The following is a 10,761-nucleotide window of genomic DNA, read 5'->3' as shown; positions in this document are numbered from 1 at the left end:
GTTAACTAGACGTAATACATTGCCACGAGTTGACGATTTTGTCCAAGATAACTAGATAAGCGAGAAGCAAGTTCAGGTGGTAGCTCTCGTGAATTGCTTTGAAACCCAAGTGCGCTGTAAAAGTCATGAAGATGACAGTAAGCAAAAGTATAAATTATCTGCTGTGGCTGCTGACTACGAAACTGTGCAATCACAGCTTCAATTAGTTTCTTCGCAATGCCTTGTTTTCTATGTTGTGATGCAACATAAACGCCCACCAGCAACCAATATCCGTCTACCGGTTGCAAACGACAAGCCGCGATAATTTCATTGCTATTTTTTGCAACCCACACTTTGTCGTGTTTTGCTGCTCGCCCCCGCGCTTTGTTTGCTGCATAAAACTTATTCACAAGCGGCGTCATTACGGCTGGGAGCAATTCAATTGTCAGCATCAAGCAAGCATTAGACTCAGGTAATACTCAAACTTTTGCTTTAGCGTGTCCTGCTCAGACAACGGCCTTTGATTGATGGTGTCATAAATCGCTTCTCTACTTTTTTTGCCCCGTTTTATTTGGTAGGCCCAAAACGACGCCTCATACTCAAGTTGAATTTGGTATTTTTCTTGTCTAGGTAGTAAACACAGGTTATAGCTCATTACGCATCATTCAATTTTAAGCAAAGGAAAGCTCAAGTGTATCACAAGGCTGTCTGTCTATTGCAGCAAAATCTAGTTTTGATTAAAGCGCGATAGCGTGCCCTTTATTGTAAAAATTATGTATACTTAAATGCATGAAAATCGCTGAGTGACCCACCGAAGGAGTTGGATTGAAAACCGTATTACTGTGTTTACTAATGATTATTTCAACTGTTGCACACGCTACTAATGAACTGCCAAAAGTTATGCGCTTCAATAAACCACCGCAAACTCCACAAGCGCTCTATGTGATAGAGCTGATGGAAATGGTTTATCAATCTCTCGGAATAGAGTTACGCCTTGAGGAGTTTAATCATAAAGGCTCTTTAATTGCAGCCAACGCAGGAAACTTAGACGGACAGCTAGCTCGAGTTGCCAGTGTGGAGAATGAGTATCCAAACCTGCGCCGTATTGACTATCCCTTATTTCAGTTTAATTTACAGTTATTCACCCTATGTGCTCACTGCGAGCTTAACGAAATCAAATCATTAACGGTCCGCAGCGGCTATCCCGTCGCAACAACTTATTTGGCTGAACACCATACCACAGCCTATGTTATTGGCGTTAAAAGCGCGGTGGCACAGCTTAACTTAGTCATGCAGAAACAGGTTGAAGGCGCATTGATACTCGACTTTCACTTAAAGCCACATCTAAAGAACATAAATGAAGAAACATTGCAGATAAAAAATTTAGCCGTCGTTGAAAGTTTCCACTTTGTACATAAGCGTAACGAACAACTAGTTCCACTTATCAAAGCAAAATTAGAGGAGTTTGAGCGACAAGGAATAATAAAAATGCTTAAAGCTAAATATCAAATTTGAAGTTTTCCCCTTTTTGATCATCATCCATATGCTCTGATTTTGACTTTCGTTGCAGGTACCTTTTATAACGTTGCTGACACAACGAGATAACTTTACGCTTTTGCTCGTTATTCAAATTATTCCACTCAAAGCGCTCCTCGCGACTGCGATAGCAACCTATACAATAACCGCGATTATTTACCTGACAGATCCCCTTACACGGACTTGGGATCTCGAATATCTCAATTTGTTCCATGTATGCGCTACACCATTAACCCTAACCTAAGCATACTGGCTAGGGCAAACTCTGCCAAGGTGTAATTCTGATAAGCTTGCTTGCATTCAACAACACTCGAATAACGTTCATGATCAAAATCAATCAACGTTTGAAGGCAATTTTTGCAGCTTAATTAAGAATAAAGTTTGCGTGGGAATAGGCGAAATTGAAGCGGGAATTCACTTGTCTTGACAAAGAGCGATAACCGCGCTTTTTATATCTCAAATTAAAAAGGCTAGTCACTCGCTAGCCTAGCCTTTTTAAAATGAAGTGTAGGCAAACTAATTTAGTTTACCGTTACTTTCGCAAACTTACGCTTACCTACTTGGTAGATTTCGCAAGAACCTTTAGTAACTTCTAATTTGGTATCCGTTACTTTGTCTTCGCCGTTAAGTTTTACTGCGCCTTGCTTGATCATGCGCATCGCCTCTGAAGTACTTGTCACTAAACCCGCTTCTTTTAGCAAGTTAGTGATAAACGTGCTTTCACCCTCAATAGTTACGGTGACTTCAGGGATCTCATCAGGTAAGGCATTTTTTTGGAAACGCTTGATAAAGTCTTGATGTGCCGCTTCAGCGTCAGCTTCACTGTGGAATCGAGCAATCATTTCTTTTGCAAATTCAATCTTAATGTCACGAGGGTTACGGCCACCCACAACTTCTTCTTTAAGTGCAGCGATATCATCCAATGTTTTCGCACTTAGCAACTCGTAGTAACGCCACATTAAATCGTCAGAAATCGACATCACTTTACCGAACATGTCGTTTGGCGCATCAGTAATACCGATGTAGTTACCTAATGACTTAGACATTTTCTGCACACCGTCGGTGCCTTCAAGTAGCGGCATCATCAGTACTGTTTGCGGTTTTTGCCCTTCGTCTTTTTGTAGCTCACGACCCATTAATAGGTTGAAGCGCTGATCGGTACCACCCAGCTCAACATCTGCCTCTAGTGCAACCGAGTCCCAACCTTGAACCAGTGGATATAAAAATTCGTGGATTGCGATTGCTTGACCATTTGCATAACGCTTTTTAAAGTCGTCGCGCTCAAGCATACGTGCCACAGTTTGACGTGCAGCAAGCTTGATCATACCAGCTGTGCCAAGCTTTTCCATCCACTCAGAGTTGAATGCAACTGTGGTTTTGGCAGGATCAAGGATTTTGAAAACCTGTTCTTTGTATGTTTCTGCATTTGCCAGTACATCTTCACGAGTGAGTGGCTTACGAGTTACATTTTTGCCCGTTGGGTCGCCAATCATACCGGTGAAATCACCAATCAAGAAAATCACCTCATGGCCTAAGTCTTGAAAGGTTTTCATTTTATTGATTAGCACTGTGTGTCCTAAATGCAAATCAGGCGCTGTTGGATCGAAACCCGCTTTAATACGTAGTTTTTTACCTGACTTCAGCTTTTCTTTTAATTCATCCTGCAACAGAATTTCTTCTGCACCACGGCTAATCTCTGCAAATGCAGTTTCTAAATCCACTATTCTCACTCCAACAGCTATAACTTGTAATCGCTCGATTCTAGCCTATATTTATCCGAGTTTAAATGCACAAAACGCTGGTATTACGGGTTTATTACGTATATCCTGCAATATTATCTACAATAATTCTTGACAGCAGAAAAGGCGCATTATGGTTCATGTGGTTCATAAGCTCCCCAAAAAGCACAAAGTGCTCATCATCGGCTTCCTATCTGCGATGGTCGGAATTGCCCTGATCCCCTCTGAAAAAGCAACGGCTTCAAAAGACAATGACGGAAAAGCTTTAGAAGTTGGGAAACGTTACGAGTTGCCAGTAAAAATATCAGAAAAAACAGAGCAACTTACTGAATTAGATGCAGCGCCAGTCATCACGCCTGAGTCTGCCCCTAAGCAACCTGTATTTGAATTTAAAGACCACGAAGTGAAGTCTGGCGACAGCCTAGCCGTGATTTTTAAACGCGCAGGTTATTCTGCCAAAACGTTACACAATCTGGTCAATACCAACGCAGAAACCCGTAAGCTGACTAAAATCCACCCGGGAGAAGTGCTTAGCTTTGCTAGCAATGATGGTGGTGAATTAGCTCAATTAAAATACATCTTGTCAAAAACGGATACCTTATTGGTCACCCTAAACGACGAGGGTAGTTACGAAACCAAAATCGAAAGCAAAGAAATCGAAAGTCGCGAAAAATCAGCGGGTGGCGAGATCAGTTCCAGCTTCTGGAGCGCCGGTATTTCAGCGGGCCTTAGCGAACGTCAAATAATGAACTTCGCCGATATTTTTGGTTGGGATGTCGACTTTGCAAATGATATTCGTAAGGGCGACTCTTTCGCATTAGTGTTTGAGAAGCACTATGTAGACGGTGAAGAAATCGGTAATGGTAAAATTATTGCCGCAGAATTCATTAACCAAGGCGAGCGTTACAGCGCGGTTCGTCATACTGATGACGAGTTCTATACCCCTGAAGGCCGTAGCATGAAAAAAGCCTTCTTAAGAGCACCAGTTAACTTCAAATATATCAGCTCCAGCTTCAATCCGCGTCGTCTTCACCCTGTGACTGGCCGAGTATCGTCTCACAATGGTATAGACTATGCGGCACGCGTAGGCACGCCGGTGGTTTCCTCTGGTAACGGTAAAGTACTCAAGTCAGGTTACAATAAACTCAATGGTAACTATGTGTTTATTCAGCACGGTAGCAAGTATGTGACTAAGTACTTACACTTGAATAAACGTGCAGTGAAGACAGGTCAAAAAGTGAAGCAAGGACAGAAAATTGGTACTGTCGGCTCAACTGGCCGCGTGACAGGTCCTCACCTTCATTATGAGTTTTTGGTGAACGGCGTACACCGAAATCCTAAAACGGTAAAACTGCCGAAGTCTGAGCCATTACCTCAGTCTGAGCTCGCTAAGTTCAAGCCCATTGCAGATGCGATGCTGGTAAAACTAGAGCGCAATAGAGAGTTAATGCTTGCTGCAGCAAATAAAGACTAAAAACTAAAAAGGTAGCCGAGGCTACCTTTTTACTATGCGAGATAAAAATGCTAGATAAAGCTTATTTTTGATTAAACAAAGCAAGTGCACTATTGCTCATCGCTCTTACTCCAGTTGCGATGGCAATAGGATAATCTGGTGCAAATTTACTAGAATGCAATGAAGGTAAAGGCTCTCCGCTTTTTTGTGTCGCATCGAATACCGCTTGATTAACACCACCTAGCCAAAAAATGGTAATTGGTACATTGTCATCAGTACGGCCATATAAGCCGAAATCTTCACCAGCCATCACAGGCTGAGATTGTTCAACATTTTCTGCACCAATTTCCTGCTTAATGGCGCTAGTTACAAACTCAGCCAACTCCGGATTATTATACGTAGATGGAATGCTTTCGCTTTCATGAACGATAACCTCAGGCACAAGACTGTCCTCCAACCCTGCACTGTGTGCAATGCCTGCAGTCAGGCGTTTGATCGCCGCAATTTGTTGCTCACGTACATCCGGATTATAAGAACGTAGCGTCAATTGTAGCTTCACTTCGTTTGAAATAATGTTGTGCTTAGAACCACCGTGAATAGAGCCTACTGTGATCACCGACGGTTCTAACGGAGAGATCTCTCGTGATGTAATGGTCTGTAGCCCCAAAACAATCCGCGATGCCAGTACCACAGGGTCGATGGTAGTATGTGGATAGGCTCCATGCCCCCCTTTACCCTTGACAATGATGTCAACTGAGTCAACATTAGCCAGTGCATAACCCGGTGCGATCGCCACTTTACCGGCAGGAACCGCAGCACTTACATGCAAACCAATAACATGATCGGGTTTAGCAAATTGAGTATATAGCCCTTCCTTTAACATGGCTTTTGCGCCGCCACCCACTTCTTCAGCGGGTTGAGCAACTAACATCAATGTACCTTGCCACTTTTCCTTGTTAGCCATTAGCTGTTTTGCTGTACCGATTAAACTGGTCATATGGATGTCGTGACCACAACCGTGCATCACACCAACCAAATTCCCCGCATCATCTTTCACTTTAACTTTTGACGCGTACGACTTTCCTGTTTCTTCAATAATTGGCAAACCATCGGTATCAGCTCGGATCATCACCGTTGGACCATCACCATTTTTCAGCATGCCAACAACACCAAAGCCACCCACATTTTCAGTCACGTCATAACCAAGTCTGCGCATTTCATCCGCCAAACGCCCTGCTGTTTTTTCTTCTTTATACGAAAGCTCAGGGTTTTGATGTAAATGTAGGTACAAAGATTCAAGTTCAGGCATAGACTCTGCAACTTGTTGTTTCAAATTAGCATTCGCATGCCAAGACAAAGTAGCAATGAGGCCTAATGCCAAGGGAGATAAGCGCATAAGATAGACTCCTTTTTGTTTCTTTCAGGATGCGGGTTTATTGGGGGAAAATCAATCATATTTATATTTTAATCCTTTCTATTTTACCAAGCTTTGCTACGCTTAAAGACACAACTAAAGGAATCCTCATGCCAGAGATTAATATTAATATCAGTGATTTAGAGCCAGGTATGTTTGTTGTCGGTGTGACAAAGCAGACAGGCTCAGTTGCGATTAAAACCAAGGGCTGGGTGAGAACGAAAACAAGCATTACAAAGCTACAAAAGAGTGGTGTTTTAGAGGTAACGGTTGATCCCAGTAAGCGCCTTTCAGAACACGACCCTCACGATGAACCTCCTCATGATGAAAATATAGAAGAACCGCATAAACCAGAGCATGATCCTTGGCAAACCAAGTGTAGTGTTGACGCAGAAATGCAACACGCAGTGACACTTTACGACGAAGCAAAGGCAATTCAAAGCAAAGCGTTTGCGGATATTAAAGCGGGTAAAACGATAGAAATAGAGGCTTTTAAAGCAACAGCGAGCGGCTTTATTGACTCCGTATTTCGCAATCAAGATGCGCTTTCCTGCATTGCTCGGATCAGAGAAAAAGACGCCTATTTATTGGAGCACTCTATTAATGTTTCTATCTTAATGGCTATTTTCTGTAAGCACCTTGGCTACTCTAGAGAATTAACCGAAGAGATGACCACAGGGGCGCTACTCCATGACATTGGTAAGATAGAAATTCCCGACGATATTTTACATAAGCCAGGAAAGTTGAGCTTAGATGAATACGGCATTATGAAATCACACGCAAAATATAGCTTTGATATTTTGCTCAATGCGGGTCTTGGACGAGTTGCTTGCGAAATTGCGGGTTATCACCACGAGCGCCTAGATGGCACAGGGTATCCTTATGGCAAAACCGCGGACGAACTACCACAGCATGTCAGAATGGCCGCTATCGTTGATGTGTATGACGCATTGACCGCCGAGCGCGTCTATAAAGAGGGCATGACACCAATTAAAGCTTTTAAGTTAATGCGTGAAGGCTGCCCTCACCATTTTGACGAACAACTCCTAAGCCGGTTTATTGCTTGCATTGGCGTATACCCTGTAGGCACCTTAGTAAAACTCACTAGTGGTAAGGTCGGTGTTATTGCCCAAAGTAACCCCAAAACACCTTTAAAGCCCGTCGTGAAAGTGTTTTATCACGCTAAGCACATGCATTACATTGAAGTTCAAGATATAGATTTAAGCGCGAAAAAAGCAAACGATGAGCTAGAGTCAGCGATCAAGCCTGAAGAATTCAAGCTTGATCTTATCCGGTTTTTTAAACACTCAATGCTGCCTTGATATTAAGGCAGCCAGTCCTCCATTGCTTCGAGGCTGAATTCAATACCATCGAAATCAAAACGTGTTTGCTCTGGTGTAATTTCTACAACGGTCAAAGCACCTAGACTATCACCCTCATATAAAGGTCTATTGTTTATTTTTATCCACCGCTCATGCGAGTCGGTAGCATAAATATGCGCTTGATAACGTAAGCTTGGAATACTATTTTGCAATTGGGCAGGCAGCAGCGCGATGGGCGTAGCTGAAGCAGAGTCCTTAGTCGTAGAAAGCACCTCAGACTCTTCATGCGGTGCCGTTTCTTTTACCGCCTCAGCAAAGGCTTTTTTAAGTTCTTCTGATACCCCGGCAAGTTCATCATCTTGTAGTTTTGGCTTAGCACCAAATACGCGATAACCCGCATATTCACCAGCCGTTTGGATTTCTCCAGGAGATGAGTCTTGAGTAGCCTGATTAGGTTGAATGGCATCCGATGTAGGGACAGGGGCTGGAACAACAGCTACAGCTTTAACAGAATCTACCGGTACCAATTGTTGTTGATATAAAGGCTTGCCTTGGTTATCAACACCAATTTGCACAGACACCCACTGGAAATGCTGCTCAGGCTCAGCAGTTTGCGCCGCTAGATTAGGATTAACAGTGTTGTTTGTCGCTGAAGTAGTGGTTGGTGTACTCACTTCTTGACTAGCAACATTAGCCTTTTTCACCTGCTGATTATTCTCCACCGCAAGATCTGTAGAAAGCTCAGCTTGCTCTTCTTTTTTCGGTTCCTCTTTAGACGTTACTGCAGGTTGCACTTCCGCGGGGGTCGTTATCTTACCAATATAATAGCCCGCCCCAAGTGAAGACAGAGACAAGAGACCCGCACCGGCATAGGTAACGAGCTTTTTATAGAAAATGAGTTGGGCGTCTTGACGTTGACTCAAATAATCCTGCTCTGCATCTGCGCCTTGTTGCGACTGTTTCATTGCACTTGTTAAATACGACATGTTTCCCTCTACACCAACTTTGCCAAGCCAAAGCCTGCAATAAATAACACACCAAGCCAAGCCGTAAACAATAAAGGCACGCGATTTTTTTCTTGCCTTGCGACTGGCACTAAATTAGTGGGTAGCGCCTCTTTTGCAGCTTGAACAGCGATTGCTTTCGTTACCTGAGTTTGCGATGCCGAGTAAGCACCTAATAAACATCTGTCGGCCAACAAGTTTATCAATCTTGGGATCCCAGCTGTCACTTGATGTACATAGGCTACCGCATCGTGGTGGAACAACGCTTGCTGACAACCTGCTTTTTGCAGTCGGTGCTGTATATAAGCAAACACTTGCGATTCGCTAAGTGGTAGCAAGTGATAACGCGCAGTGATCCTCTGTGCCAATTGACGTAGCTCGTTGCGCTGTAACAAATGCTGTAGCTCTGGCTGACCTACCAATACAATTTGTAGCAATTTTTTATGATCTGTTTCCAGATTAGTCAACAGCCTAAGCTGTTCAAGTACCTCTGGTGCTAGATGCTGAGCTTCATCAATGATCAACATAGTATGACCACCACTATGATGGTTCTCTAACAATCTATGCTTAATCACATCGGTAAGCGATTTTAACGTGGCGTTGTTGCTGTCATAGTCAATTTCCAACTCATCACAAATCGTCGCAAGCAGTTCAAGCTCTGATAGTGATGGATTAAGTATAAAAGCAACCTTCGTTGATTCAGGTAATTGAGCCAACATGCTGCGTGTTACTGTGGTTTTGCCCGTTCCCACTTCACCTGTCAGTAGCACAAAACCGCCCGCGTCACCCAACCCATAGGTTAAATGTGCAAGTGCTTCCTTGTGACGTTCGCTAAGGAATAAAAATTCAGGATTTGGAGCAATCGAAAAGGGTTTTTCAGTTAACCCAAAATAGCGTAAATACACGACTTGTCTCTTTATTGTTATGATGCGCTCTATAATGGCAAAATCCGGTTCAAGATAAAACCTCGAATCGCAGAAAATGGAACATAGAAAATGAAAATCTACCTCGTCGGCGGTGCAGTTAGAGACGAACTGCTAGGACGCCCAATAAAAGAAAGAGATTATGTCGTCGTTGGCAGCACTCTTGAGCAAATGAGCAAACTGGGTTATCAGCAGGTTGGTAATGATTTTCCCGTGTTTTTACATCCAACTACCAAAGATGAGCACGCACTTGCACGCACTGAGCGTAAGAGTGGTCAAGGATATACCGGATTTATTTGCGACTTCGGCCCAGAAATCACACTGGAAGAAGATTTACTTCGCCGAGATCTTACCGTTAATGCAATTGCTAAAGATGATGATGGTTCACTTATCGACCCCTATGGTGGTCAAAAAGATTTAGAAAGCAGAATATTACGACATGTGAGCAGTGCTTTTAGTGAAGATCCACTTCGAGTGCTGCGAGTAGCGCGTTTTGCAGCTCGTTATAAAGAATACAACTTCACCATTGCTGCTGAAACTTGGCACCTTATGCAAACCATGGTTGCTAACGGTGAATTAAAAACCTTAACCAAAGAGCGTATTTGGCTAGAAATAGAAAAGACAATCCAAGATAAAGGTTTGGGGCACTTTCTACATACCATTTGGAGGCTCAGTGCGCTTGATGATGTCACTCCATATATCCCAACATGGGATGAAGCAGCCTATGACAAATTCCAAAGCGCACTCTCTAGACTTGAAAAAAATGATGAGTTAGATGGGTTAGCACAATTCAGCCTTGCCTGTTACTTTTCGGGTACTAGCTTGATTCAGTTAGCGCAAGCAAAACGATTCAAAGTCCCTAATAGTTACATAGAAAGCAGCAAAGAGCTCATCACAAATCTCGATTTATTGAGCAAGGAAAATAAAACGCCGGATGATTGGCTTATTATATTACAAAATATTGACGCATGGCGCAGACCTGAGAAATTAGCGCGTTTTTGTTATATTTGTAGCAAGGTAAGTGATAATTTCCGCGTGCTTTGTGACAAACTTACACAGAACTTTTTAGCAACTCGCAACATAGACGTTCAAGAGATCATCGCAATGGGCTATCAGGGAAAGGCTATTCAAGAACAGCTCAAACTCAGACGCCTAAAAGCTATACAAAACTAGCCATCTACCGTGAAAAGATAGGTTGATTTTCAGCCTATCTTTAAAAGTTCCCACAAAAATGAGCTCCACAATATCAAACGCTCATTTTTAACACAGCAAATACTACATAAAAATTACAAATCCAGCTACAAATACGCTCAAAATTACCGCTAAAACTTATACCATTCCTATCAAATATAAAATTATTGTTTTCAAAACAATAACAGCATTTGTAAACA

11 protein-coding genes are annotated in these 10,761 nt (G+C 42.7%); 4 read left to right on the top strand and 7 right to left on the bottom strand.

What is annotated here, in order from left to right:
• Positions 1-5: 5 nt before the first annotated feature.
• Positions 6-431: a GNAT family N-acetyltransferase gene (locus EXT48_RS02395; RefSeq protein WP_010374669.1), complete on the bottom strand. Its 426-nt coding sequence runs from the start codon at positions 429-431 to the stop codon at positions 6-8.
• Positions 431-634 carry a DUF3283 family protein gene (locus EXT48_RS02390; protein WP_010374667.1) on the bottom strand — a complete coding sequence of 68 codons (204 nt, stop codon included), beginning with the start codon at positions 632-634 and terminating at the stop codon, positions 431-433. The genes EXT48_RS02395 and EXT48_RS02390 overlap by 1 nt, the downstream gene beginning before the upstream one ends.
• 170 nt (positions 635-804) lie before the next feature.
• Between EXT48_RS02390 and EXT48_RS02385 the strand changes: the two genes are divergently transcribed.
• Positions 805-1,494, top strand: coding sequence for a hypothetical protein (locus EXT48_RS02385; protein ID WP_010374665.1), 690 nt, complete (start codon positions 805-807; stop codon positions 1,492-1,494).
• Here EXT48_RS02385 and EXT48_RS02380 read toward each other — a convergent pair.
• Both EXT48_RS02380 and tyrS read right to left on the bottom strand, forming a co-directional pair.
• The gene (locus EXT48_RS02380; protein WP_130163473.1) at positions 1,478-1,729 is read right to left on the bottom strand and encodes a DUF1289 domain-containing protein; all 252 of its coding nucleotides are present in this window, start codon (positions 1,727-1,729) and stop codon (positions 1,478-1,480) included. The two genes, EXT48_RS02385 and EXT48_RS02380, sit on opposite strands and share 17 nt — an antisense overlap.
• A gap of 307 nt (positions 1,730-2,036) precedes the next feature.
• Positions 2,037-3,236: a tyrosine--tRNA ligase gene (gene tyrS / locus EXT48_RS02375; RefSeq protein WP_130163472.1), complete on the bottom strand. Its 1,200-nt coding sequence runs from the start codon at positions 3,234-3,236 to the stop codon at positions 2,037-2,039.
• A gap of 151 nt (positions 3,237-3,387) precedes the next feature.
• Between tyrS and EXT48_RS02370 the strand changes: the two genes are divergently transcribed.
• Positions 3,388-4,728 (top strand): peptidoglycan DD-metalloendopeptidase family protein, encoded by a 1,341-nt coding sequence (locus tag EXT48_RS02370; protein ID WP_010374659.1) that lies wholly within the window; start codon positions 3,388-3,390, stop codon positions 4,726-4,728.
• Positions 4,729-4,789: 61 nt separating this feature from the next.
• On the opposite strand, the gene EXT48_RS02365 is transcribed toward EXT48_RS02370, so the two are convergent.
• On the bottom strand, positions 4,790-6,103 hold the full coding sequence (locus EXT48_RS02365) for a M20 family metallopeptidase (protein ID WP_130163471.1): 1,314 nt from the start codon (positions 6,101-6,103) through the stop codon (positions 4,790-4,792).
• Positions 6,104-6,231: 128 nt separating this feature from the next.
• On the opposite strand from EXT48_RS02365, the gene EXT48_RS02360 reads away from it, so the two are divergent.
• Positions 6,232-7,443 carry an HD-GYP domain-containing protein gene (locus EXT48_RS02360; protein WP_130163470.1) on the top strand — a complete coding sequence of 404 codons (1,212 nt, stop codon included), beginning with the start codon at positions 6,232-6,234 and terminating at the stop codon, positions 7,441-7,443.
• Between the two features lie 2 nt (positions 7,444-7,445).
• Here EXT48_RS02360 and EXT48_RS02355 read toward each other — a convergent pair whose 3' ends face one another.
• Positions 7,446-8,429 (bottom strand): general secretion pathway protein GspB, encoded by a 984-nt coding sequence (locus tag EXT48_RS02355; RefSeq protein WP_130163469.1) that lies wholly within the window; start codon positions 8,427-8,429, stop codon positions 7,446-7,448.
• 8 nt (positions 8,430-8,437) lie between these two features.
• Positions 8,438-9,352, bottom strand: a complete 915-nt coding sequence (locus EXT48_RS02350; RefSeq protein WP_130163468.1) for an ExeA family protein — start codon at positions 9,350-9,352, stop codon at positions 8,438-8,440.
• 90 nt (positions 9,353-9,442) lie between these two features.
• Between EXT48_RS02350 and EXT48_RS02345 the strand changes: the two genes are divergently transcribed.
• A complete protein-coding gene (locus EXT48_RS02345) occupies positions 9,443-10,543 on the top strand; it encodes a tRNA nucleotidyltransferase (protein ID WP_130163467.1) in 1,101 nt (366 codons plus the stop codon).
• The last annotated feature ends 218 nt before the right edge of the window (positions 10,544-10,761 follow it).

The organism is Pseudoalteromonas sp. CO348, assembly GCF_004208845.1.
In the GTDB taxonomy this organism is placed as follows: Bacteria; Pseudomonadota; Gammaproteobacteria; order Enterobacterales; family Alteromonadaceae; genus Pseudoalteromonas; species Pseudoalteromonas maricaloris.
This window is presented reverse-complemented; position numbering and strand designations above follow the sequence as displayed.